The organism is Mesorhizobium sp. WSM4849, from assembly GCF_055811385.1.
In genome coordinates, this window is sequence record NZ_JBVVPW010000012.1 from 158448 (window position 1) to 181500 (window position 23053).

The 23053-nt window shown below is 62.8% G+C and carries 22 protein-coding genes; 10 read left to right on the forward strand and 12 right to left on the reverse strand.

The features are described 5' to 3' along the window. Positions 1-118: 118 nt before the first annotated feature. Complete coding sequence (locus AC0L3L_RS15910; RefSeq protein ID WP_473638268.1) at positions 119-973, reverse strand: EAL domain-containing protein; 855 nt, start codon at positions 971-973, stop codon at positions 119-121. After that, entirely contained in the window at positions 970-1863 is an 894-nt protein-coding gene (locus AC0L3L_RS15915; protein WP_123148391.1) for an EAL domain-containing protein, read from the reverse strand. The genes AC0L3L_RS15910 and AC0L3L_RS15915 overlap by 4 nt, the downstream gene beginning before the upstream one ends. Before the next feature lie 206 nt (positions 1864-2069). Here AC0L3L_RS15915 and AC0L3L_RS15920 point away from each other — a divergent pair, with 206 nt between their 5' ends. Next, positions 2070-3272 (forward strand): pyridoxal phosphate-dependent aminotransferase, encoded by a 1203-nt coding sequence (locus tag AC0L3L_RS15920; RefSeq protein ID WP_473549119.1) that lies wholly within the window; start codon positions 2070-2072, stop codon positions 3270-3272. Positions 3273-3337: 65 nt separating this feature from the next. Here AC0L3L_RS15920 and AC0L3L_RS15925 read toward each other — a convergent pair whose 3' ends face one another. Beyond that, positions 3338-4855 (reverse strand): DHA2 family efflux MFS transporter permease subunit, encoded by a 1518-nt coding sequence (locus AC0L3L_RS15925; RefSeq protein WP_473638269.1) that lies wholly within the window; start codon positions 4853-4855, stop codon positions 3338-3340. A gap of 57 nt (positions 4856-4912) precedes the next feature. Further along, the gene (locus AC0L3L_RS15930; protein ID WP_473638270.1) at positions 4913-5320 is read right to left on the reverse strand and encodes a (R)-mandelonitrile lyase; all 408 of its coding nucleotides are present in this window, start codon (positions 5318-5320) and stop codon (positions 4913-4915) included. 359 nt (positions 5321-5679) lie between these two features. Here AC0L3L_RS15930 and AC0L3L_RS15935 point away from each other — a divergent pair, with 359 nt between their 5' ends. Both AC0L3L_RS15935 and AC0L3L_RS15940 read left to right on the forward strand, forming a co-directional pair. Continuing rightward, a complete protein-coding gene (locus tag AC0L3L_RS15935; protein ID WP_473638272.1) occupies positions 5680-7731 on the forward strand; it encodes an elongation factor G in 2052 nt (683 codons plus the stop codon). Between the two features lie 965 nt (positions 7732-8696). Continuing rightward, the gene (locus AC0L3L_RS15940) at positions 8697-9194 is read left to right on the forward strand and encodes a methyltransferase family protein (protein WP_473489026.1); all 498 of its coding nucleotides are present in this window, start codon (positions 8697-8699) and stop codon (positions 9192-9194) included. Positions 9195-9495: 301 nt separating this feature from the next. Here the strand turns inward: AC0L3L_RS15940 and AC0L3L_RS15945 are convergent, their stop codons facing one another. Continuing rightward, a complete protein-coding gene (locus tag AC0L3L_RS15945; RefSeq protein ID WP_023799796.1) occupies positions 9496-10392 on the reverse strand; it encodes a LysR family transcriptional regulator in 897 nt (298 codons plus the stop codon). 72 nt (positions 10393-10464) lie between these two features. Next, positions 10465-11439, reverse strand: coding sequence for a thioredoxin-disulfide reductase (gene trxB / locus AC0L3L_RS15950; RefSeq protein ID WP_123148546.1), 975 nt, complete (start codon positions 11437-11439; stop codon positions 10465-10467). Between the two features lie 258 nt (positions 11440-11697). Here trxB and AC0L3L_RS15955 point away from each other — a divergent pair, with 258 nt between their 5' ends. Beyond that, the gene (locus AC0L3L_RS15955; RefSeq protein ID WP_095491530.1) at positions 11698-12183 is read left to right on the forward strand and encodes an Lrp/AsnC family transcriptional regulator; all 486 of its coding nucleotides are present in this window, start codon (positions 11698-11700) and stop codon (positions 12181-12183) included. Here AC0L3L_RS15955 and AC0L3L_RS15960 read toward each other — a convergent pair. The 4 genes from AC0L3L_RS15960 to AC0L3L_RS15975 all read right to left on the reverse strand — a co-directional run bounded on the left by AC0L3L_RS15960 (position 12180) and on the right by AC0L3L_RS15975 (position 15692). Continuing rightward, positions 12180-12845 carry a D-glycero-alpha-D-manno-heptose-1,7-bisphosphate 7-phosphatase gene (locus tag AC0L3L_RS15960; RefSeq protein ID WP_473489027.1) on the reverse strand — a complete coding sequence of 222 codons (666 nt, stop codon included), beginning with the start codon at positions 12843-12845 and terminating at the stop codon, positions 12180-12182. The genes AC0L3L_RS15955 and AC0L3L_RS15960 overlap by 4 nt on opposite strands. Beyond that, positions 12838-13410 (reverse strand): D-sedoheptulose-7-phosphate isomerase, encoded by a 573-nt coding sequence (locus AC0L3L_RS15965; RefSeq protein WP_095491532.1) that lies wholly within the window; start codon positions 13408-13410, stop codon positions 12838-12840. Before AC0L3L_RS15965 ends, AC0L3L_RS15960 begins: the two co-directional genes overlap by 8 nt. Before the next feature lie 7 nt (positions 13411-13417). Then, a complete protein-coding gene (gene rfaE1, locus AC0L3L_RS15970; protein WP_473638273.1) occupies positions 13418-14908 on the reverse strand; it encodes a D-glycero-beta-D-manno-heptose-7-phosphate kinase in 1491 nt (496 codons plus the stop codon). A gap of 151 nt (positions 14909-15059) precedes the next feature. Then, positions 15060-15692 (reverse strand): LysE family translocator, encoded by a 633-nt coding sequence (locus AC0L3L_RS15975; RefSeq protein ID WP_473638274.1) that lies wholly within the window; start codon positions 15690-15692, stop codon positions 15060-15062. A 166-nt stretch (positions 15693-15858) separates the two neighbouring features. Between AC0L3L_RS15975 and rfaD the strand changes: the two genes are divergently transcribed. The 3 genes from rfaD to waaC are packed head-to-tail and all read left to right on the forward strand — an operon-like array spanning position 15859 to position 18772. After that, positions 15859-16809: an ADP-glyceromanno-heptose 6-epimerase gene (gene rfaD, locus AC0L3L_RS15980; protein WP_473638275.1), complete on the forward strand. Its 951-nt coding sequence runs from the start codon at positions 15859-15861 to the stop codon at positions 16807-16809. Then, positions 16782-17789, forward strand: a complete 1008-nt coding sequence (gene waaF, locus AC0L3L_RS15985) for a lipopolysaccharide heptosyltransferase II (RefSeq protein WP_473489030.1) — start codon at positions 16782-16784, stop codon at positions 17787-17789. The genes rfaD and waaF overlap by 28 nt, the downstream gene beginning before the upstream one ends. Beyond that, positions 17786-18772 carry a lipopolysaccharide heptosyltransferase I gene (gene waaC / locus AC0L3L_RS15990; protein ID WP_473489031.1) on the forward strand — a complete coding sequence of 329 codons (987 nt, stop codon included), beginning with the start codon at positions 17786-17788 and terminating at the stop codon, positions 18770-18772. The genes waaF and waaC overlap by 4 nt, the downstream gene beginning before the upstream one ends. 261 nt (positions 18773-19033) lie before the next feature. Here waaC and greA read toward each other — a convergent pair whose 3' ends face one another. Next, complete coding sequence (greA, locus tag AC0L3L_RS15995) at positions 19034-19507, reverse strand: transcription elongation factor GreA (protein WP_095491538.1); 474 nt, start codon at positions 19505-19507, stop codon at positions 19034-19036. Positions 19508-19792: 285 nt separating this feature from the next. Next, complete coding sequence (locus tag AC0L3L_RS16000; protein ID WP_473638276.1) at positions 19793-20332, reverse strand: tetratricopeptide repeat protein; 540 nt, start codon at positions 20330-20332, stop codon at positions 19793-19795. Positions 20333-20528: 196 nt separating this feature from the next. Between AC0L3L_RS16000 and AC0L3L_RS16005 the strand changes: the two genes are divergently transcribed. From AC0L3L_RS16005 to AC0L3L_RS16015, 3 genes are all read left to right on the forward strand, one after another. Beyond that, complete coding sequence (locus AC0L3L_RS16005; protein ID WP_095491539.1) at positions 20529-20954, forward strand: DUF3775 domain-containing protein; 426 nt, start codon at positions 20529-20531, stop codon at positions 20952-20954. 125 nt (positions 20955-21079) lie between these two features. Then, a complete protein-coding gene (locus AC0L3L_RS16010; protein ID WP_473638277.1) occupies positions 21080-22048 on the forward strand; it encodes an extensin-like domain-containing protein in 969 nt (322 codons plus the stop codon). A gap of 201 nt (positions 22049-22249) precedes the next feature. Then, positions 22250-23050: an extensin-like domain-containing protein gene (locus AC0L3L_RS16015; RefSeq protein WP_473638278.1), complete on the forward strand. Its 801-nt coding sequence runs from the start codon at positions 22250-22252 to the stop codon at positions 23048-23050. Positions 23051-23053: the final 3 nt, after the last annotated feature.

Consider the following 23053-nt stretch of genomic DNA (forward strand, 5'->3'; position numbering starts at 1 on the left):
CGCTCGCTTGTGCAACGACAGCCCTTTGGGCCCTGAGTCCGGTCTCAGGGCTCTATCCCGGCAGCAACGGCTTCATCCAGTGATTTGTTTTGGCGCAACCATCAGCGCCGCTGATGGATCACCCAAACAGCGGCACGACGTTGTTGTCCCTGCCAAGCAGCCTGTCGATCGATAGCGGTTCCTCGTCGAACAGCGTGCCGGCCAGCGCCGGCCGGGCAAGGTAAAAACCCTGCAAAAGATCGACGCCGCCGTCCAGCGCGACGCGCAGATGCGTGGATTGCTCGATGCCTTCGACCAGCACCTTGGTGTCGCGGTCGTGCAGCGCAGAGACCAGCGGCCGGAAAAACCGCTCGGCGGCGGCATGGCGGCAGAATTCCGCGAACCAGGTGCCGTCGATCTTGACGATGTCGGGCTGGACAAGCGCGACCCGTTCTTCCGTCGAATGCCCGGTGCCGAAATCATCGATGGCGATGCGGATGCCGTCACGCCGCATCTCGCGCGCCAGGCTGACGAGCACCTTGTCGTCGGCCGCCTGTTCGGTGATTTCGCAGACCAGCATGCCGGGGTAGAGATCGAACTCGGCGAGATGCCTGGTCATCAGCCTGATCTCAGCCAGCGCTCGCCCGGGGTCATCGTTGATCAGCGGATTGTAGTTGAAGAATAGGTCGAGCCCATCGACGCCGATGTTGCGGAAGTTCCGGAGATGCAGCACCCGGCACATCGTCTCGACGAACAGGCGATCCGCCACGGGGACGCCCTCGAAAAATACGCGCGGCGCGACCGACCTGCCGGCGCGGTGCGGCTCGATCAGGCCCTCGACCGCGACGGCCTTCAAAAACCTGCCGCGCGGGGCAAAAATCGGCTGATAGGCGCTTCTCAACCGGAACGCGCCATAGACGCCGTATTCGATACCGACCTCATCGGTAAAGATTGCTTCGCCGACATTGCGCCGCCTGTCCGGCCGCCCGGTCATGGCACCGCCTTGCGCCCGAAAGCCCGTTTCGGCCGCGGCGAAGGCGAGACAGTCGCAGGCGCCTCGCCGGCATCTGGCACTGTCACCGGCATCTGCCTGTCCTTGCCGAAGGCGTGAAAGCTGGTCGGTGCAAGCTCGGGGCGCGCCAGTGCGAATCCCTGCACCATCGAGGCTCCCGATTTCTCGGCCAGTTCAAGCTGCCAGCCCTCCTCTATGCCCTCGAACACGGTGCGGATGCCTTGCTGTTCGAAACTTGCCACCATGGCGGTCAGCAGTGCGAAACCGGCGCCGGACTCCATCAGCTGCATGACCCAGCGGGCATCGAATTTGACGATGTCCGGCCGGAGCTCCTTGATGCGGTTGATGTCGGACTCGTCGGCGCCGTAGTCGTCGACGGCTATGCGAAACCCGTTGGCCCTGAGTGCCTCGACGAAATTGTAGAGCGTTTCCTGCGACGCTGATTTTTGCTCGGTCACCTCGCAGACGACGCGGTTCGCATCGATCTCAGCCTCATGCAGCACCAGCCGCATGTCGCGCAGCGCCTTGTCGGCGATGCTGCGGTCGGTGAACACCGACGGATCGAAGTTGATGAAGATGGATGCCTCTTGCGGCAGGCAAGCGCCGGCGTTCAAAAGATGCAGCGTCCTTGTCAGCGCCTCGATATGCAGGCGGTCGACCGTCGGACAGGTGTTGAAAAAGCTCACCGGCGACTGCGGCTCGCCGTCGCGGAACGGCCGGATCAGCCCCTCGAATCCGGTGACGGACAATTTGCCGTTGCTGAAGGCGAAGATCGGCTGGAAAGCGCTCTGCAGCGTATAGATGCCCCAGACACCGCTGGCGGTGCCGTCGTCATGACGGACGATATGGGCATGCTCGATGCTGCGCGACACGGTTCCTCGCTCTGCGAGACTGGCGGAATGGGTCGTGGATCCAGCCACTCGGGGTTTTACCGCCTGTAGGTGAATTTATTGTTGCCGGATTTGCCGGGGTTTGTGATCTGGCTCATCCGACAATGCTTGCGCTTGGCGGAATGATGCGACATGAGAAGCGCCGCGGTTGGATGGACCGCCTGCATCCCCAAGGAGATAACATCGTCATGGCCTTTCTTGCTGACGTCCTTTCCCGCGTAAAGCCTTCCGCGACCATCGCGGTGACGCAGAAAGCGCGCGAGCTGAAAAACGCCGGCCGTGACGTGATTGGGTTGGGTGCCGGCGAACCGGACTTCGACACGCCGGACAACATCAAGAACGCTGCGATCGAGGCCATCCGCCGCGGCGAAACGAAATATCCTCCTGTTTCCGGCATCGTGCCGCTGCGCGAGGCGATCGCCAAAAAATTCAAGCGAGAAAACAATCTCGACTACCGGCCGGAGCAGACCATCGTCGGCACCGGCGGCAAGCAGATCCTGTTCAATGCCTTTATGGCGACGCTGAATCCCGGCGACGAGGTCATCATTCCGAGGCCGTACTGGGTCAGCTATCCCGAGATGGTGGCGATCTGCGGCGGCACCCCGGCATTTGCCGACACCTCCATCGACAACGGCTTCAAGCTGACGGCGGCGGCGTTGGAAAAGGCGATCACGCCGCGCACCAAATGGCTGTTGATGAACTCACCGTCGAACCCGTCGGGCGCCGCCTACACCGAGGCTGAATTGCGCGCGCTGGCCGACGTGCTGCTCGAACATCCCCATGTCTGGGTGCTGACCGACGACATGTACGAGCACCTGATCTACGGCGATTTCGTCTTCAGGACCATCGCCGAGGTCGAGCCGAAGCTTTATGAGCGCACGCTGACGATGAACGGCGTGTCGAAGGCCTATGCCATGACCGGCTGGCGCATCGGCTATGCGGCCGGGCCCGTGGCGCTGATCAAGGCGATGGATATGATCCAGGGCCAGCAGACCTCCGGCGCCTGCACCATTGCCCAGTGGGCATCGGTGGAGGCGCTGAACGGTCCGCAGGATTTCATTGCGAAAAACAAGGCGATCTTCCAGGCTCGGCGCGATCTCGTCGTGTCGATGCTCAACCAGGCGCGCGGCATTACATGTCCCTCGCCGGAAGGCGCCTTCTATGTCTATCCGTCCTGTGCCCAGTTGATCGGCAAGAAGACCAAAGCCGGCAAGGTGATCGACAGCGACGAAGCCTTCTGCTCGGAGCTGCTCGAGGCCGAGGGCGTCGCGGTCGTGTTCGGCTCGGCCTTCGGCCTCGGCCCGAACTTCCGCATCTCCTACGCCACATCGGAGGCGTTGCTCGAAGAGGCCTGCACACGAATCCAGCGCTTCACCGCCTCGCTGATCTGATCAGGCGCATCTCAAACACCAAAACCCTGCCGCGAGCCGGGTTTTCATCACGATAGGCACCAGCCTCATCCCCGCTGATTGGTTTCGCGTGCCGAACGTGCCTCGGCCGGCGCCAGAACGGTGACCAGAAGCCCGGCCGTGACGAACGAAACGATGGCCGCCGTCAGCATCGCCGCATGGAAACCGCCGGCATAAGCGGCTGCGAACAGATCGCGCAGGCTCTCCTCGCCCATCGCCGCATCGGCTGCGAAATCGTACCTTGAAACGGCGGCGCGGGCCACCGCTCCGGCATTGGCGACACCGGCATTTTCAAGATGCGCCGTCAGCAGGGCTGTTGCCCGCATGCTCATCAAGGCGCCCAGCAGGGCGATGCCGATGGCGGTGCCGCCCTGGCGGGTTGCGTTGATCACCGCCGACACCATGCCCGAACGCTCGCGCGGCGCAAACGACATCGCGGCAGCGCTGCCGGTCGGGATGGACAGCGCATTGCCGAGGCCGCCGACGGCAAACAGCAGGCCGATCGTCACATAGGTTGTCGAGGGTCCAACCCAGCACATTCCCAGCATGGAAAGACCGCTCGAAAGATAGCCCGATGTCATCAGCGCCGAGTGTCCGTAGCGCTGACTGAGCCTGCCGATCGCCGGCGACACGACCATTTGGACAAGGAACAGCGGCGCCATGCGCAGGCCGGTCTGTGTCGGCGACCAGCCCTGCGCCTGCTGCAGGAACATCGAATAGAGGAAGACGCTGGTGTAGGAGGTGAGGCCGAGCGCGAACGAGGCGACATTGGCGACGGCAAAGCGAATGTCGCGGAACAGGCCAAGCGGCAGCATCGGCCGCGGCGTGCGTGCCTCGAAGACAAGGAATGCCACTAGGCCGGCGAAGCCGACGACAAGGGCGATAACAGCCTCTCGATCGCCCCACCCTTTTTCGCCTGCCGATATCAGGCCGAAGGTTAAGGCGCCCAGCCACAGAATGCTAAGCGCCAGGCCGACAAGGTCGAGATGGGCATGCTCGGGGTGTGAAGTCTCTACGATCGAAGCCGCACCGAGCACGATCGTGACCAGGCCGAGCGGCAGGTTGATCAGGAAAATGCTCTGCCATCCGGCGGTTTCGATCAGGATGCCGCCGAGGACCGGGCCGGCGAGCAGCGAGACAGCTGCGAACGACGCCCAGCCGCCGATGACGCCGGCACGCTCGCGACCGTCGGGAAACGCCTGCGTAAGAATCGACAGCGCACCCGGAATGATCAGCGATCCGGCTATCCCTTGCACCACCCGGCCGACCAGCAGCACCGGCAGGTTGGGCGCGATTGCACAGATGGCGGAACCGGCCACGAAAATGCCGATCCCTGCCAGCCAGGAGCGCTTGCGCCCGTAGCGGTCAGCGATCAGGCCTGCCGACAGCATGAAGGCCGACAGGCAAAGCGTGTAGGCGTCGATCACCCATTGCAGCCCTGCGAAATCGATGCCGAGCGCAAGCTGGATCGTCGGCAGGGCGACGTTGACGATGCTGATGTCGAGCAGTGCGACGAATGTGCCGAGATAGACGGCGGCAACAAGAGGCAAGCGACGCTTCGACATGTCGACTCCAAACCTGAGTATGGAAAATCACCTATAATGATCGGACGCGACGCGCTTTTAGGTCCGATCAACGCCGCCATACTGCTCGTCTGTCACCTTCTCCAGCCAGTCGGCATGGACGCCGTCGAGCGCCTCCTGCATGGCGATATGCGCCATCGCCGATTTCGGGCCGGCGCCATGCCAGTGCTTTTCCTCAGGCGCGAACGAAATGACGTCGCCGGCCCTGATCGCCTGTACCGGCTCGCCCCAGCTTTGCGCGAGGCCGGCGCCTGATATGACATAGAGCGTCTGGCCCAGCGGATGCGTATGCCAGTGGGTACGCGCGCCGGGCTCGAAACTGACGATGATGGCGCGCAGCCGCGCTGGCGCTTCCTTCTCGATGATCGGCGTCTGCCACACACGTCCGGTGAAGTACTTTTCCGGCGCAATGACGGTCGGCACGCTGCCGCAGGCAATGATCTTCATCGTCGCGAGGCCTCAAGCTGATGGCGGATCGGTCGGCGACGGCCGTTCCTTTTTGTCGCAAGAAGCGGGCAGTTTCGTCCGATAACCATTATGGCGCAACCGCTTTTGCGGCTGTTCGGCGACAGGCTTTGTCGCGGGATTTGATGGGAGGCTAGGCTCGCATCCGACGGGTTCGCCGATGATGGCTCAACATCCGCGACATCAGGCGATCCTCAAATCCCCGATTCTCAAATCACTTGCCCTCCCGGCTAACCCGTGGGACGATGCCTTTGGGTAGGTGGCAAACTGAAAAAAGCCCGCCCGCGACGGTCGACAGGCCGGCCGCCGCTCCCAGGGAAACGCCTGAGTGGAGGTCAGTCATGGGAACTCGCGCCGGAGGACGACGCACGGGACCGAAATGCATTGCCATAGTCGGTCCCTTTGCAAGCGGTAAGACGACACTTCTCGAAGCCATATTGGCCCGCACGGGCGCCATTCCCCGCCAGAATCCCGTTTCCTCGGGAAATACCGTTTCCGATCATTCGCCCGAGGCACGCGCCCACGCCATGAGCGTCGAGGCGACCTTTGCGACCACCGAATTCATGGACGAGCAACTCACCTTCGTCGATTGTCCCGGTTCCATCGAATTCTCTTTCGAGGCAGAGCCGGTGCTTGCCGCCTGCGACATCGCCGTGGTCGTCGCTGAAGCCGACGCGAAGAAAATCCCTGCCCTGCAGCTGATCATGCGCAAGCTCGACGATCTCGGCGTGCCGCGCATCATGTTCCTCAACAAGGTCGATAAGGCGATATCAGGCGTGCGCGACACGCTGAAGATGCTGCAGCCGGCAAGCTCGGCGCCGTTGCTGCTGCGCCAGATTCCGCTGCGCAAGAACGGTGTCGTCATCGGCTCGATCGATCTCGCTCTGGAGCGCGCCTACATTTATCGCGAATATGCCGAAAGCGAGGTCGCCCAGATTCCCAGCGACGACAAGGCGCGCGAGCTGGAGGCGCGCTTTTCCATGCTGGAGACGCTTGCCGACCATGACGACCAGTTGATGGAGCAGCTCCTCGAAGAGATCGAGCCGCCGAAGGACGCGATCTTCGACGACCTCGCCGCCGACCTGCGTGACGGCGCGGTGACGCCGGTGCTGATCGGCACCGCCGAGAAGGGCAATGGTGTGCTGCGGCTTCTAAAGACGATCCGCCACGACGCGCCTGATGTTGAAGCAACGCGCAAGCGCCTCGGTGCACCTGACGGCAATACGACCGTAGTCCAGGTGATGAAGACCATCCATACTGCGCATGGCGGCAAGCTGTCGGTCTCGCGCATCCTGTCCGGCCAGCTTGCCGACGCCTCCGAGCTGTTCCTTTCGAATGGCGCCACGGCAAAGGTCTCCGGCATCTACAGGATGCTCGGCAAGGACCAGACCAAGCTCACCTCGGCCAAGGCCGGCGACACGGTCGCGCTCGGCAAGCTGGACGACGTCACGACCGGTCAGACGCTGAGCTCGGCCAAGGGCGGCATCAAGCCGCTGGTGACGCTGGCGCCGCCGCAACCGGTCTTCGCCTTCGCGCTGCGGCCGAAGGAACGCAAGGACGAGGTGAAGATGTCCGCGGCCATCCAGCGCCTTGCCGAAGAAGATCCCTCGCTCAGCCTGCGCCACAATCAGGATTCGGCCGAAACCGTGCTGTCGGGCCATGGCGAGATGCATCTGCGCGTCGTGCGCGAGCGGCTGGAAGGCAAGAACCAGATCCCGGTCGAAGGCCATCCGCCGGCCGTGCCTTATCGCGAGACGATCCGCAAAACCGCGCAGCAGCGTGGCCGCCACAAGAAGCAGTCGGGCGGCCATGGCCAGTTCGGCGACGTGGTCATCGAGATCAAGCCGCTGCCGCGCGGCTCCGGCTTCCAGTTCACCGACACCATCACCGGCGGCGCCGTGCCGAAAACCTATATCCAGTCGGTCGAGACCGGCGTGCGTGATTATCTGAAATCCGGCCCGCTCGGCTTTCCGGTGGTCGATGTCGCGGTCAACCTGTCCGACGGCTCCTATCATGCCGTCGATTCGTCGGACATGGCCTTCCAGATGGCGGCGAAGCTGGCGATGAAGGAAGGCATGGCCGCCTGCTCGCCAGTGCTGCTCGAACCTATCATGAAGGTCGAGATCGTCACGCCGTCCGACGCCACGTCGAGGATCATCGCCCTGATCCCGCAGCGGCGCGGCCAGATCCTCGGCTACGATGCGCGGCCCGGCTGGCCGGGATGGGATGTCGTCGAGGCGACCATGCCGCAGGCCGAGATCGGCGACCTGATCATCGAGTTGCGTTCGGCCACCGCGGGCGTTGCCAGCTATCGTGCCACCTTCGACCATATGGCCGAACTCACCGGTCGCCTGGCCGATGAGGCGTTGAACGCCAATGGCAAGGCCGCCTGATACTGGATTTTGACGCCAGTATCGCAGGCTGCAGAACACAGGGAAACGGCGTCCGGAGTGATCCGGACGCCGTTTCCTTGCGGACCGTCTTCGTGGGAGGCGAAAACGGCAGGTCCGCCGCACATGCCGCCAGCCGCCTGACGGCCTCAGCGGAAGAATGGTTCGGACGCGGTAGCCGCCTGAGCCCGGATCGTCCGAGTGATGCCCCCATCTCCCGCACGAACCACACCGCGTCCTATGATCTGCTTAGTCGATGATAGGCGCCTAGGATATGTTACCTGAGGTTACATGTCACTGTTACGTGACAATTTCGGTCGGCTTTCCCTGGGCGCCAGCAGGTTTCAGGCAACAAAAAAGCCGGATCAATGAAGATCCGGCTGAGTTTGATTGGAAGTGCCTGTTAAGGCTAACCTCCAGAGGGGAACACTCGAGGGCGCTAATGGGAGGAGAACGCGCCCAGGAGATGATCTATATATGTGCTCATCATGCCCAAGAAACAAGCATCTATTTTGCAACACACGCATGCAAAATGACACAGGCTGTGGTCTAACCCATTCCTTGGCCCCGTAGGACCAGCAGAATCGTCGAAATGCGGTGCACAGCCAGGCACAAACCATCGCGAAATAGCGAATCAGAGCCAATTCTCGGCCCGGAATGCAGAAACAACGAATGACGTCGAATCAGGCAGCACGCGTTTATTTTTGCAGCAGCCGCGCATCGGCCCGAAAATTGGCATCGATGTTCGGAAAGCACGGTGCGCAGATCCAAAGTGCTAAAGCGTATTTGTGCGTCCAAGCGGGCGCACGCCGCTCTAATGCATGTCGCCCAAAAGCATGCCCTCGGGCCCGACCCGAGGGTGCGCAGCGGTTTTGGGACAACGACGTGCATAAAAACAAGAACTGAAAGCGCGTCGCATGAATCCCTTTGAATCCTTCAGACGCGACGCGCTTTAGAAGGAAGCCTCAATGAGGACACATCAGGCGATCGTCGGCAGCGCGCTATTCTTCATCGCAGCGCCCGGCGTGGTCGCGGGATTGCTGCCCTGGCTGTTGACCGATCGCTATCGTCTGCCATGGTCGACCCGGCCCGGCTTGGTCCCCGTCGGCTGGGTCCTGATTGTCGTCGCAGCGGCCTTGCTGCTTCATGCTTTCGCCCGTTTTTCCCTCGAAGGCCGGGGCACGCCCGCCCCGGTCGCGCCAACCGAGCGACTGGTTGTCGGCGGCATCTACCGCCATGTCCGCAACCCGATGTATGTGGCGGTGCTGGCGATCATCCTTGGCCAGGCGCTGCTGTTTTCGAGCTGGGCTCTCGTCGCCTATGCCGCTATCGCCGCCATCGCCATGGTCTCCTTCGTGAAGTTCTATGAGGAACCGACGCTTGCTCGGCGCTATGGCGCCGACTACGAGGCCTACCGCCGCGCCGTCCCCGGCTGGCTGCCCCGCCTGACGCCATGGCGCGGGTGAGCCGGAAAGCGGAGATGGCGCCGTTTCAGGGTGTGTTCAGGTCAGGCCGAGTCGAGAATGGTGGGTTCCGAGAAACGGAACGGAGCGGACAAGGGTCCGTAAGTACCGGAAGCGCAGGTATCAGCCGTTCGCAGGCCGGCATCACCTGAATATCGACATACCCTAATGCGTGTCGCCCAAAAGCTTGCCCTCGGGCTTGACCCAGGGCTTGACCCGAGGGGCGCAGCGGTTTTGGGATAACGACATGCATAATGACAAGAACCTAAGCGCGTCGCATGTATCCGTTCAAACGCGACGCGCTTTAGAACGACCAGCTGCGCGCCTTGGCGATGATAAAATCGCGGAAGACGTGCAGTTTCGCCTGGTTCTTCATCGCATCGGGATAAGCGAAATAGGTGTCGAAGGACGGCACTTCGGTCTCCGGCAGCAACTGCACCAGCCCTGAGTCCTTGCTGACCACATAGTCGGGCAGCATGGCGATGCCGGCACCACCCTGAACCGCGCGCTTGATCGACAATATGTCGTTGATCTGCAGCGTCGGCACCCTTTGCCCGCCTTCGAAATCGCCGACCGTTTCCAGCCAGTTCAATTCCGACAAATGCGCCGGCACCGGCACGCCGAAGGTGACGATGCGATGGCTCTTCAACTCGGCGATCGACGCCGGCTTGCCATACTTGTTGACGTAAGAAGGAGCGGCGTAGAGATGGAAATGCACGGTGAACAGGCGGCGCTGGATGAGATCGGGCTGCTGCGGCTGGCGCAGCCGGATCGCGCAATCCGCTCGGCGCATGGTGAGGTCGAGTTCCTCGTTCGCCAGGATCAACTGCAGGCTAATCTCAGGATAGAGCTCGATGAATTCCTGCACGCGCTCGGTCAGCCAGCCGGCACCGAGCCCCACCGTGGTCGTCACCCTGAGCACGCCGGAGGGCCGGTCCTTGGCCTCGGTCAGCCGCGATTTGATCGTCTCCAGCTTCATCAGCACGTCATGCGCCGTGCGGAACAGCATCTCACCCTGCTCGGTCAACACCAGGCCGCGGGCATGGCGATTGAACAGCGGCACGCCGACGTCATGTTCGAGCGCGCTGACCTGCCGCGAGATCGCCGATTGCGACAGATGCAGTGTCTCGGCGGCATGGGTGAACGACCCAGCTTCCGCCGCAGCGTGAAACACGCGTAGCTTGTCCCAGTCCAACGCCATGATGCCCCCGTTCTGTTTTCTGGCGTCTGAATGAAAAATCAGGCTTTTGCGCGGCTTTTCTCGGCCGCTTCCTTACTCCGCCGCTTCGCGGTGAACTTCGATCCCGGCGAGGTACTTTTCCGCCTCGAGCGCGGCCATGCAGCCGAGCCCCGCCGCCGTCACCGCCTGGCGGTAGATGTCGTCGGTCACGTCGCCGGCGGCGAACACGCCCGGCACGTCGGTGCAGGTCGAATCCGGCGCCGTCCACAGATAGCCGTTCGGCTTCTGCTTCAGCTTGCCGGCGAACAGCTCGACCGCCGGCGCATGGCCGATCGCCACGAACACCCCGTCGACCGTCAGATGCATCTCCTGGCCGGTCACCACATTGCGCAGCTTCAGCCCTTCCACCGACGGCGGCAGCGGCGTCTTGCCGGACTGGCCGGTGATCTCGTCGACGACGGTGTCCCAGATGACGCGGATATTGTCCTTCTTGAACAGCCGCTCGCTAAGGATGCGCTCGGCGCGGAAGTCGCTGCGCCGGTGGATGACCGTCACGCTCTTTGCCAGGTTGGAAAGGTAGAGCGCCTCCTCCACCGCCGAATTGCCGCCGCCGATCACCGCGACATCCTTGCCGCGATAGAAGAAGCCGTCGCAGGTGGCGCAGGCCGATACGCCGAAGCCCATGAAGGTCTGTTCGCTCGGGATGCCCAGCCATTTCGCCTGCGCACCGGTGGCGATGATCAGCGCGTCGGCGGTATAGGTGGTGCCGGAATCGCCCTTGGCACGGAACGGCCGCACATTGAGGTCGACTTCGGTGATGATGTCATTGATGACGTCGGTGCCGACATGCTCGGCCTGCTTCAACATTTGTTCCATCAGCCACGGACCCTGGATCGGATCGGCGAAGCCCGGATAGTTTTCGACGTCGGTGGTGATCACCAGCTGGCCGCCCTGCTGCAGCCCGGCGACCAGCATCGGCTTCAGCATGGCGCGGGCGGCGTAGATTGCCGCCGTATAGCCGGCGGGGCCGGAACCGATGATGAGAACGGGTGCGTGCTTGGTGATCATGGACGGGCTTTCACAAAACCGGACGCGAATGAAGCGTCCGGCACAGGGTTCGATATCGGCCCTAATCTAGGTGTTGCAGGCGACGCCAGCAAGACGACCTGGCCTTCGTCCCCGGAAAGCTTGCCCGCAAACAGACGATCCATGAACATCTTGCGCGGCGACTGTCCGAAAATCAGCGACTGAAGGGATGGAATGGACACCAAAGTCGTTTAATTACAAAATTACGAAAGATTCTTGCGTGAAGCGCCGAAGGTATCCATGCCGCTCAAAGCCGATCTCGATGCAATCGACTGGAAAATCCTGCGCGAGCTGCAGCAAGACGGGCGCATGACCAATGTCGAGCTGTCCGGCCGCGTCGGCATTTCGGCGCCGCCATGCCTGCGTCGCGTCAGGCGGTTGGAAGAGACCGGCATCATCCGCGGCTATCGCGCCTTGCTCAATGCGCCGGCGCTCGGCCTGGATGTCGTCGCCTTCTGCCTTATCGGCCTGCATCACCAGGCCGACGCGGAGCTGAAAACCTTCGCCGAACGCACCCGCGGTTGGCCGATCGTTCGCGACGCCTGGATGGTGTCGGGCGAATCCGACTTTTTGCTGCATTGCGTGGCGAGCGACCTCGGCGCCTTCCAGACCTTCGTCATCGAGGAACTGGCCTCGGCGCCGAATGTCGACACGGTGCGGACGGCACTGACCATCCGTCGCGTCAAGGACGAGGGCCTGGTGGCTTTCAGCGAAGTGAGAATCTAATCCCGGCCGAATTCGGCGATGGCGTCGCAGAGTTTGCTGTGATCGTTACCGGTCGTCAGTTTGCGCGTCGTGAACATGCCATCGCTAGAAGTCCGATTGGATCTGCCGTGCACCAACCAGCCCTCCCATAGCCCGGCTCGCCGTCCGGCCTCCATGTCATCGGCCTTGTCGCCGACGATGATTGACCGGCTGATATCCACGCCCAGCAGATCGCGGGCGCGCAGAAGCATGCCCGGATTGGGCTTGCGCATCGGATGATCGCCTACTGCCAGTTCACCCGTCCCGCTCGAATGGTAGGCGCAGGCGAGCACCAGATCGATCCGGCAATTCTGTGCTTCGAGAAGTGTCAGCAGCCGAGCATTGACTGCGGCGAACTCCGGCCAGCCGAAATAGCCGCGGGCTATACCTGATTGGTTGGAGACCACGATCGCAGGAAGGCCTACGATGTTGGCCGTTCGGATCACCGGCAGCATCGCCGGCCGCAGCACGATGTCAGCCGGATCGCTGGGATAACCGCTATCGACATTCATGGTGCCGTCCCGGTCGAGAAACAGCGCCGGCGTGCCAGCTGCAAAAACCGAGGTACCAATCCGCTCGACCCACAGGCCCGGCTCTTCGAGCGGGTACGGCTGCGAGGTCCTGACAGCGTCCCTATCAGCCATCACAGAGGCGCGCTTCGACCATTTCGCACAGATGATGATAGAGGCACAGATGCCCCTGCTGGATGATCGGCGTCGAGGTCGAGGGCACGTTGAGCAGGATGTCGGAGAGCGGTTTGAGCTTGCCGCCGGTGTCGCCGGTCAGGCTGATCACCGTCATGTCCATCGTGCGCGCCTGCTCGGCAGCGGCAAGGATGCTGGCCGAGTTGCCGCTGGTCGAGATGGCGAGCAGCACGGCACCAGCAGAGCCATGCGCCTCGACCTGGCGTGAAAACACCGTGTCGAAGCCGTAATCATTGCCCCACGCGGTCAGCACCGCCGCATTGGCCGGCAGCGCGATGACGTTGTAGGCCTTGCGCTCCTTCAGGAAGCGGCCGACCAGTTCACCGGCGATATGGATGGCATCGCTGGCCGAGCCGCCATTGCCGCAGATCAGCAGCGCCTTGCCGTGCGAAAGCGCGGCGACGACGGCGGTCACCGCCCGCTCCATCTCGCCGGTGAGGTCGCGCTCGACCATCGCGGTGATCGCGGCCGCCGAGCGGACCAGGTATTCGTTCAGTTCGGACATGAAAACCTCAGTTTGTACTGCCGGCGCGCAACTTGCCGATGGTGCCGGTGGTGCTCTTGCCGGCGACGAGATCGACCAGCACGACGCGGCCGCCCGCCTTTTGCACGATTTCGGCGCCGACCACCTGATCGATCGTGTAGTCGGCGCCCTTGACCAGTATGTCGGGCTTGAGCGCTTCGATCAGCGCGAGCGGCGTGTCCTCCTCGAAGACGACGACGGCATCGACCGAGGCAAGCGCCGCCAGCACGCAGGCGCGGTCATGCTCGTCATTGACCGGGCGCCCTGGCCCTTTCAGCCGGCGCACCGAGGCATCGCTGTTGAGGCCGAGAACCAGCCGGTCGCATTGGCTGCGGGCTGCATGCAAAAGGCTGACATGGCCGGCGTGAAGGATATCGAAGCAGCCATTGGTGAAACCGACGCTCAGGCCTTCGTCCTTCCACGTCGCCACCAGCCGTGCAGCGGCGGCGGCATCGAGAATTGAATCCTTGTGGGCAATCGGTCCATGCGAGCGAAACAGCGCCCCGGTAAGCTCTTCGACCGTCAGCCGCGCGGTACCGCGCTTTCCCACCACCACGCCACCCGCCGCGTTGGCGATGGCGGCGGCCATGATGCGGTCGGCGCCTGCGGCAAGAGCCAACGCAAACGTCGCAATCACAGTGTCGCCGGCGCCGGAAACGTCGAACACTTCCCGCGCCTGCGTGGCAATGTGGCGGGCATCGTCCGCGCCGACGACGCTCATACCCTTTTCGCTGCGCGTCGCGACCACGAAATCGAAGCCGTGTGCCGAGATCAGCTCACGCGCCGCGGCCTCGATCTCGTCATCGGCAAACACCACGCGTCCAACCGCCTCGCCAAGTTCCTTGCGATTGGGGGTGATCGCCGTCGCCCCGGCATAGCAGGCATAGTCGCGGCCCTTAGGATCGACCAGCACCGGCTTTCCCGCCTCGCGGCAGATCGAGATCAGCTCGCCGGCGACGCCGTCGAGCAATATGCCCTTGCCGTAGTCGGACAGGATAACGATGTCGGCTTGCGCGAGCGCGGCGCGAAAATGCCGGACCAGCGTTGCCCGCTCAGCGTCGCCCAGCGGCTTGATTTCCTCCTCGTCGAAGCGCAGCACCTGCTGGTTGAGCGCACTGAACCGGCTTTTCGACGACGTCATCCGGTTCGCGTTCTGCGCGAGGCCGCCGGTGTCGACGCCAAACTCGGCGAGCATGCGCATGAGATTGTCGCCGGCCTGATCGGCGCCGATCACCGAGACCGGTATCGCGGCAGCGCCGAGCGAGACGATGTTGGCGACGACATTGCCGGCGCCGCCCATCGCCGACGTTTCGCCACGCCCGCGCAGCACCGGAATGGGTGCTTCCGGCGAAATCCGCTCGATGACGCCGTTGACGAAACGGTCGCGGATGAAGTCGCCGACCACCAGTACGGTGACGTTGCCGAACCGCGAGATGGCGCGGTGAAGGGGTTCGGGAGAAGGCAGGTATTGCTCGCTCATGTCATCCGCGACGTGCAATGAGAGCCGGTCCCGCTGCTGTGAAAACGCTGGACTGGCAGGGCTGGTCGTTCATGGCGAAGCCGATATACCGCAATTCGGCTCAGCGCAACGGCAGGCACCGAACGGCCCACAGCCAACGCCGGTCGACGGATCAGCTTTTCTGCAAAGCCACATGAACGCCCAATCCGACGAGCACCGCACCGCTCGCACGCCGCATGAGGCGCTGTGCGTGGCTCGAACGCCGTAGCCTGGTGATCAGCGCACCCGCCAGCACCACGCACATGACATCCGCCGAGGAGAACATCAGATTGACGATCGTCCCGAGGACGAGGAATTGGAGCCAGACGGGAAACGTCGCCGACGCGTCGATGAATTGCGGCAGGAACGCCATGAAGAAGATTGCAGTCTTGGGATTGAGCACCTCGACGGTGATACTCTCGAAAAAGGCGCGGCTGGCGGATTTCGGCTCAATGCCTGAGATAACAGTATCGTCTTGCGCCCTGGCGCGGAACAGCGACACACCCAGCCAGATCAGATAGAGCGCGCCAGCCAGCTTGACTGCGATGTAGAGCGTCGGTACGGCGTGGAAAAGCACGGACAACCCGGCAGCGGCGGCGACGACGTGCACATAGCCGCCAAGATGGATCCCCAACGCCGCCGTCAGGCCGGACCAGCGGCCGCGCGCCATGGTTTGCGCAGCAGCGTAAAGCATCGCCGGACCGGGAATGTAGGCGAAGATCGCCGTGGTGGCGAAGAAGGCGATAAGCAGTTCGGTCGACGGCATTATCCTTGCTCCTGTCGCGCTTCGCCGGTGGATCGCCGACTGAAGCGAAAGCTTTGCGGCGGCACTGTGACGCTCACCCAGCCGCCGGATTGCGACCTGCTTTATCGACAGCCCCGCCAGCCTCCCCTATAAGGGCCGGAATCGGCACAAGATACCAGAGGCTTTCATGATCATCGTCACGGGCGGCGCCGGCATGATCGGCTCCAACATCGTCGCCGCCCTTAACGCCGAAGGGATCAGCGACATCCTCGTCGTCGACGACCTGACCGACGGCCACAAGATCGCCAATCTCGCCGACCTGCAGATCGCCGATTACCTCGACAAGGACGATTTCCTGCCGCGGATGGAGGCCGGAGACCTCGGCCGCATCGAGGCCGTCTTCCACCAGGGCGCCTGCTCGACCACCACCGAATGGAACGGCAAGTTCATGATGGAGGTGAACTACGCTTATTCGAAGCGGCTGCTGCATGCCTGCCTGGCGCTGCGGGTGCCTTTCCTCTATGCTTCCTCAGCCTCGGTCTATGGCGGCGGAGCCGAGTTTCGCGAGGAGCCGGAATGCGAACGCCCGCTCAATGTCTATGCCTATTCAAAGAAGCTGTTCGACGACTACGTCCGCCGCACCGTCTTCGAAACCGACCATTCGCCGGTGGCGGGCCTGCGCTATTTCAACGTCTATGGGCCACGCGAGGCGCACAAGGGCACCATGGCCTCGGTCGCCTTCCACCTGTTCAACCAGGTCGAGCAAGGCCAGAACCCGAAACTGTTCGGCGCCTATGACGGTTTTGGACCTGGCGAGCAGAGCCGCGATTTCATCCATGTCGGCGACGTTGCCGACGTCAACCTGTGGTTGTGGAAACGGGGCTCAAGCGGCATCTTCAACTGCGGCACCGGCCGTGCCCAGCCGTTCCGCGCCATTGCCGAAACGGTGATCGGCACGCTGGGCAAAGGCGAGATCGAGTTCATCGACTTCCCAGACCACCTCAAGGGCAGCTACCAGAGTTTTACGCAAGCTGATATGTCCCGGTTGCGCGCCGCCGGTTACAATGGTCAGTTCCGCACAGTGGAAACCGGCGTCAGAGACTATGTCGAATGGCTGAAAGCCCAGCGATCCTCGTAATCGGCCCACGCTGGGTGGGCGACATGGTGATGGCGCAGTGCCTGTTCTCGGCGCTGAGAGAGCTTCACCCGAACGCCGCGATCGACGTGCTGGCCCCGGCATGGGCGGCGCCACTGGTCAAGCGCATGCCCGAAATACGCCAGCAGATCGATCTGCCGCTGAAATCCGGCGCGCTGGAATTCCGCATCCGCAGGCGCTTCGGCCGACGGCTGCGCGGCCACTACGACATCGCCTATGTCATGCCTGGAAGCTGGAAGTCGGCGCTTGTCCCGTTCTTTGCCCGCATTCCGCGCCGCGTCGGCCATCTCAAGGAAATGCGCTACGGGCTGCTGACCGATATCGTCCCCTTGCCCGACAATGTGAAACGGCGCACGGCGCAGGCCTATTTCGGCCTCGCGCAAGGCGGCACGTTCCGTGCTCCCAAGCTCGCTGTCGACACGAAAAACCAAGCGGCATTGCTGGGTCGCTTCGGGCTGGAGGCGGAAAAATTCGTCGCGCTGATGCCCGGCGCCGAATTCGGCCCGGCCAAGCGCTGGCCGAGCGAACGCTATGCCAGCCTTGCGCTCGACATGATGGCGAAAGGTTTTGAGGTCGCGCTGTTCGGATCGAAGAACGACGCCGACGTTACGGCGGAAATCGCCACGCTTGCCCCAGGCGTTGTCGACCTCGCCGGCCAGACGCGGCTGGAGGACGCCATCGACCTGATCGCCGCGGCCAGGCTTGCGGTGTCGAACGATAGTGGGCTGATGCATGTCGCCGCCGCGGTCGGCACGCCGATCGTAGCCGTCTACGGCTCAACCTCGCCGCAGAATACGCCGCCACTCACCGAGCAGCGCGAACTGGTCTGGCTCGGCCTGTCCTGTTCGCCCTGCCACCGGAAGATCTGTCCGCTCGGCCATCTCAACTGCCTGAACACGCTTGAGGTGGCACAGGTCGCGGCAGCAGCGGAACGGCTGCTGGAACTGCCGGCCGCCGCATGAAGGTGCTCATCGTCAAGACATCCTCGATGGGTGACGTAATCCACACCTTTCCGGCCGTCGAGGATGCGCGCCGCAACCAGCCGGATGTGTCGTTCGACTGGTGTGTGGAAGAGGCTTTTGCCGGCATCGTGGCGCTGCATCCGGCGATCGCAACCATTCACACCGTGGCGATCCGGCGCTGGCGCACAAGCCCGCTCGGCCGCAGCACATGGCGCGAGGCGGCGCCACTGCGCAGCGCCTTGCGAGATTGCCGCTACGATCTCGTCATCGACGCGCAAGGATTGCTGAAGTCGGCCCTGGTGGCAAAACTGGCTGCGGCGCCGATCGCCGGCTTCGACCGGTCGAGCGCCCGCGAGCCTTCGGCGACTTTGTTCTACGACCGGCGCTATGCTGTGCCGCGCGATCTGCACGCCATCGAACGCACCAGGCGGCTGTTCGGGCTGGCGCTCGGCTATGAAACGGATTTTTCCGGGCTCGAGTCCGGCATCGTGCCGCCGGCCGGCGGTTCGACCTTTGTCGGCGAAAAAACCGCCTTCCTGCTGCACGGCACCAGCCGCGAGGACAAGAAATGGCCGGTCAGCGACTGGATCGAAACTGCCCGGCTTCTCGTGGAAAGAGGAATGACGCCGGTCACCACCTGGTCTAACGACAGTGAAAAGGCGGTTGCCGAGGCGATCGCCGAGGCCGTCCCGCAAACCGTGCTGGTGCCGAAATCACTGCTTTCTGAGATCGCCGCGATCATCGGCCGGTCGGCGCTGGTCATCGGCGCCGACACCGGCCTCACCCACCTCGCCAGCGCCTTCGGCCTGCCGACGGTCGCCGTGTTTCTGGCGACAGAACCCGGCCTGACCGGCCCGCGCGGACCGTTCTCGTCAACGCTGCTGGCCGCGCCCGGCGGCCGCGTTACGCCTGAGGAGGTGTTGGCTGAGGCAGAGAAGTTGCTGGAGCGCCACGTGCATGATCTGGCAGCCGGAAGGCGTTGATTTATTGAATCAATCCAAATGGAAAGGCCGGCGCCGCCCCTCATCCGCCTGCCGGCACCTTCTCCCCGTATAGTGACGGGGAGAAGGGGGCTGGACGCGAACTCGGCGCCTATCTGCAACGCTGACAATTGGCGAAACCGTCGGTGACGGCGTCCTTCTCCCCGTCACTATACGGGGAGAAGTGCCCGGCAGGGCGATGAGGGGCAGCGCAATCGTCGGGTTAAAACAGCGCGATTCAGGAACAATCCTGCCCGCTTTACCCTAAATGAACTGCACCTGGACGATCTCATAGCCCCGTGCACCGCCTGGCGCGTTGACCTCGATCGCATCGCCGACTTCCTTGCCGATCAGCGCCCGCGCGATCGGCGAGGAGATCGAGATGCGGCCGGACTTCACGTCCGCTTCCTGGTCGCCGACGATCTGGTAGGTCTTCTTCTCTTCCGTGTCCTCGTCGACCAGCACCACGGTCGCGCCGAACTTGACCTTTTCGCCGCTGAGCTTGGTGATGTCGATCACTTCGGCCCGGGCGATGAAGTCCTCGAGCTCGTTGACGCGGCCCTCATTGAGGCTGTGCGCCTCTTTCGCCGCGTGGTACTCGGCATTTTCGGAAAGATCGCCATGCGAGCGCGCTTCGGAGATCGCTTCGATGATGCGCGGCCGCTCTTCCTGCTGGCGCCAGCGCAGTTCTTCCTTCAATGACGCGAACCCCTCGCCTGTCATCGGGACCTTGTTCATGATGCCTGACCTTTCCTGCCGCCGCCCCCGCATTCCGGGAGCGACCTTGTCGATGGGTACAAAAAGAAAACGGTCCGGCAGCCTCGGGCTAACGGAACCGTGTCACCGCAATTTCCCCCAATATAGCAATCTTCGTGGGTTTTTCACGCCAAAAAATCAGTTTTGAAAAATTCACGCGCCATTTGTAGAAATGCCGTAACGGCCGCGCGGCAGGCAGGGCGAGCGGCAAACAAAAAACCGGCTGCGATTGCTCACAGCCGGTGTGAGGAGTGTTTGGGCTTCAAATCAGCTCTTCGTGAAACGGTCTATCTGCTCAGACAGCATGCCGTATTCACGAGATCCCTTGCCGGTGCGCTTCTCGATCTCGCGGAGCTGTTCCTGGGCACCGTCGAGATCGCCGATCTGCAGATGCGCCTCGCCGAGATATTCACGTACCAGCGTGTAATCAGGATCGATGCGCAGCGCTTCCTCGTAATAGCCGAGGCCGACGGTGACACGTCCGGAATGGCGATGCGAGTAGCCGAGATAGTTGAGGATGCGAGGGTCTTTCTTGTCCGCAGCCAGGCTGAGTACGACGATCGCCTCGTCATAACGTCCGGCCATCGCCAGCGCGCGGCCGGCTTCATAGATGTTGTCGTCGTCCAGCATGCCTTGCTTGGGTGCCACGCATTTCTTCAGCTTCTTGTCCCAGACCATGCCTTTCTTGCACTGTGTCGTCTGGCTGCCATCGCCACCGCCTCCACCTTCACCGGCCGAAAACACTGGAACAGCAAACAGCAGCAGGGCGGCAACCGCCAGAACCTGGATCAGCAATCGTCTGCGCATCGAACCCTCCTTGAAGCATGACAATGCAAGATAAACGCCGGGCAAAAGCCATTTCATCCCGGAAAAAAGTCATGGCCACTGAAAGCTTTTTTAACGATCCGCGCCAGCGGAAAATAGAAGCGCCGAACATGACGTGACGAGCGCTGCAAATTCGCTATCATCCAGCAAACGGCAACGGAGTATGCGGAGACGGCCAGTGCAGCGGCGCCTTGAAAAGGAATGGGAGCTTTCGATCGGTCCCGACACGGTGCGCCTATTCATCCTCAAGGCGAAGGCGTTGAGCGCTGCCGTCAACGAAGACTATGCCGATGGCGCCGAGCACGAGGTAGAACTCGATGGCGAGGCGCATGACAACCATCATCATGACGGTCTCGTCGAGGAAAGTTCCGAAGACCTCACCGAAGAAGAACTGCGCGAACTGATCAACGACCTCAATGTCGACGAGGCGGCCGAACTCGTCGCCCTCGCCTGGGTCGGACGCGGTGACTATGACGCCTCGGAATGGGCGGACGCGCTGACGGCCGCGCGCGAGCGCGCCAACAAGCGCACGGCGAAATATCTGCTCGGCATGCCGCTCTTGGCCGACTGGCTGGAGGAAGGGCTGGAAGCGATCGGTGCGTAACGCGGCGGTTACCGTTCGTGATCGGCCAAAACCCTCGTTCAGGCAACTTCCGCATTCGCCCGCCGTTTACGGCAAATGGCGGCGCTGACCCCTCTCTTATTCATCAGATGGCCGGATTTATCAGATTGGCCGGATTGACCAGATTGGCCGGATTGACCAAATTGGCGCTGCCCTTGGCGGCGGCGATGCTGTCGGCAGGAGCGGCCCTGGCCCAAGCTCCGGAATTGCCTGATACCGTGCCCGTCCCGGAGCTCTATCGCTCGCAATCAGCGCAAGGAGCCGCACCTGCCGACGTGCCGATCCCCGAGCCGCGCGCTGCGGATGCGCCAGAGGCTGATCAACCCGCCACCGACAAAATGGACCAGCAGAAGTCGGACCAGCATCAGGAAGCCCGGCCGGAGCCGCCGGCAATCGCTCCAACGCCGAGCGAAAGGCCCGCCGAGGCGGAACCGCCGGCCACCGCCCCGAAACCACCGGAGAAGCCGGCGCAAGCGCAGCAGAAAGAGATCCCTCCCGACCCGCGCTCGACCTTTGTCCCGCAGGAAAAAATGCCGGACGAGGAACTTGCCTGCCGCAGGCGGCTGAAGTCGATGGGCGTCGACTTCGAGGAACGCAAAGCCGAGCACGATGCGGCGGTCGGCTGCTCTATCCCCTATCCGATCGCGCTGAAGACGCTGGGCAAGTCATTGGATATCAACCCCGAAGCCGAGCTGAACTGCCAGATGGCCGAGGCCGCCGCGCGCTTCGCTGCGAATATCATCCAGCCGGCGGCCAAGGCCGAGCTCGGCGCCAATCTCAAGTCGGTCGGCCAGGCATCCGCCTTCGTCTGCCGACGGCGCAATGGCGGAGGGAAATTGTCGGAGCACGCCTTCGGCAACGCGCTTGACATCGCCAGCTTCACGCTTTCGGACGGCAGGAGGATCGACATCGGCCCGGCGCCGCCGGAAAAGGAGGCGAAATTCCTGAACGCAATACGCAAGGCGGCCTGCGGACCGTTCAAGACCGTGCTCGGCCCGGGCAGCGATGCCGATCATTCGCTACATCTCCATCTCGATCTCGCACCGCGCCGCAACGGCGGCACCTTCTGCCAGTGATATGGTCCCAGACCGTCGCGCGCCGCAATTTGGCCGCAGCCGTAAACGCGGCCGCTGATTTTTCCTTTACTCTTGGCGGCTAATCTCCGTCTCGTCTGATCATGATCCCGAAAAGCCGGATCCGGTTTTCGGAGAAAGATCATGATCAAACGATGAGACAGAGCCTGATCGGGATCAGGCTTGGGGACAGGGATCTTGTCGATGGCCGGGATAATTCGCGCCGCGTTCGTCGCCGTGCGGCAAACCAGACGCGCGCGCATGATTGCCGGCGGCCTTGCCATCGCAGCGATCTCGGCCTGCACCACCGGCAGCGTGCTTTCGCTTGAACCGGCCGTCGATGTCGGCAGCCAGACATCGGCCGTTCCGAACTACGCGGGGATGCAGCGCCTCGTCCCGTCCAACCCATACATGACCGCCGCCTATCCGCGCATGGACGAGCCGATGGCGCCGACCGAACAGATGCCGGCCAGCGAGATCGACTGCCGCAACGAACTGAAACGCCTGGGCGTCGTCTACACCGATCTTGCGCCGATCCGCGAAGGCCAGTGCGGCATCGATTATCCGGTCAAGATCTCGGCCATCGGCAGCATCGGGGTGAAGCCTGCCGCGACGCTGACCTGCGACATGGCCGCCACCTTCGCCGGCTGGACCAGGAATGAACTGGTCCCCTCCGCCCGCTGGCGCTATTTCTCCGGCGTCAAAACCATTCGCCAGGGCTCGAGCTATTCCTGCCGCAGGATCGCTGGCGAAGGCGTGCTGTCGGAGCACGGCAAGGGCAACGCGCTGGACGTCATGAGCATCGAGCTCGGCAATGGCAAAGATATCGACGTGCGCAAGCCCGGCCTGTTTGCCTTCCGCACGCGCGGCTTCCTCAACACTGTGCGCGCCGACGGCTGCCAGTATTTCACCACTGTGCTCGGCCCCGGCTACAATTATGACCACCGCAACCACTTCCATTTCGACATCAAGAACCGCAAGAACGGCTACCGCGCCTGCCGCTGAGCC

Bases quoted from the DNA above. Each gene is read 5' to 3' on its own strand.
- AC0L3L_RS15910 (WP_473638268.1), bottom strand. From the start codon at position 973: ATGACCGGGCGGCCGGACAGGCGGCGCAATGTCGGCGAAGCAATCTTT.
- AC0L3L_RS15920 (WP_473549119.1), top strand. From the start codon at position 2,070: ATGGCCTTTCTTGCTGACGTCCTTTCCCGCGTAAAGCCTTCCGCGACC.
- AC0L3L_RS15925 (WP_473638269.1), bottom strand. From the start codon at position 4,855: ATGTCGAAGCGTCGCTTGCCTCTTGTTGCCGCCGTCTATCTCGGCACA.
- AC0L3L_RS15930 (WP_473638270.1), bottom strand. From the start codon at position 5,320: ATGAAGATCATTGCCTGCGGCAGCGTGCCGACCGTCATTGCGCCGGAA.
- AC0L3L_RS15935 (WP_473638272.1), top strand. From the start codon at position 5,680: ATGGGAACTCGCGCCGGAGGACGACGCACGGGACCGAAATGCATTGCC.
- AC0L3L_RS15940 (WP_473489026.1), top strand. From the start codon at position 8,697: ATGAGGACACATCAGGCGATCGTCGGCAGCGCGCTATTCTTCATCGCA.
- AC0L3L_RS15945 (WP_023799796.1), bottom strand. From the start codon at position 10,392: ATGGCGTTGGACTGGGACAAGCTACGCGTGTTTCACGCTGCGGCGGAA.
- trxB (WP_123148546.1), bottom strand. From the start codon at position 11,439: ATGATCACCAAGCACGCACCCGTTCTCATCATCGGTTCCGGCCCCGCC.
- AC0L3L_RS15955 (WP_095491530.1), top strand. From the start codon at position 11,698: ATGCCGCTCAAAGCCGATCTCGATGCAATCGACTGGAAAATCCTGCGC.
- AC0L3L_RS15960 (WP_473489027.1), bottom strand. From the start codon at position 12,845: ATGGCTGATAGGGACGCTGTCAGGACCTCGCAGCCGTACCCGCTCGAA.
- AC0L3L_RS15965 (WP_095491532.1), bottom strand. From the start codon at position 13,410: ATGTCCGAACTGAACGAATACCTGGTCCGCTCGGCGGCCGCGATCACC.
- rfaE1 (WP_473638273.1), bottom strand. From the start codon at position 14,908: ATGAGCGAGCAATACCTGCCTTCTCCCGAACCCCTTCACCGCGCCATC.
- AC0L3L_RS15975 (WP_473638274.1), bottom strand. From the start codon at position 15,692: ATGCCGTCGACCGAACTGCTTATCGCCTTCTTCGCCACCACGGCGATC.
- rfaD (WP_473638275.1), top strand. From the start codon at position 15,859: ATGATCATCGTCACGGGCGGCGCCGGCATGATCGGCTCCAACATCGTC.
- waaF (WP_473489030.1), top strand. From the start codon at position 16,782: ATGGCTGAAAGCCCAGCGATCCTCGTAATCGGCCCACGCTGGGTGGGC.
- waaC (WP_473489031.1), top strand. From the start codon at position 17,786: ATGAAGGTGCTCATCGTCAAGACATCCTCGATGGGTGACGTAATCCAC.
- greA (WP_095491538.1), bottom strand. From the start codon at position 19,507: ATGAACAAGGTCCCGATGACAGGCGAGGGGTTCGCGTCATTGAAGGAA.
- AC0L3L_RS16000 (WP_473638276.1), bottom strand. From the start codon at position 20,332: ATGCGCAGACGATTGCTGATCCAGGTTCTGGCGGTTGCCGCCCTGCTG.
- AC0L3L_RS16015 (WP_473638278.1), top strand. From the start codon at position 22,250: ATGGCCGGGATAATTCGCGCCGCGTTCGTCGCCGTGCGGCAAACCAGA.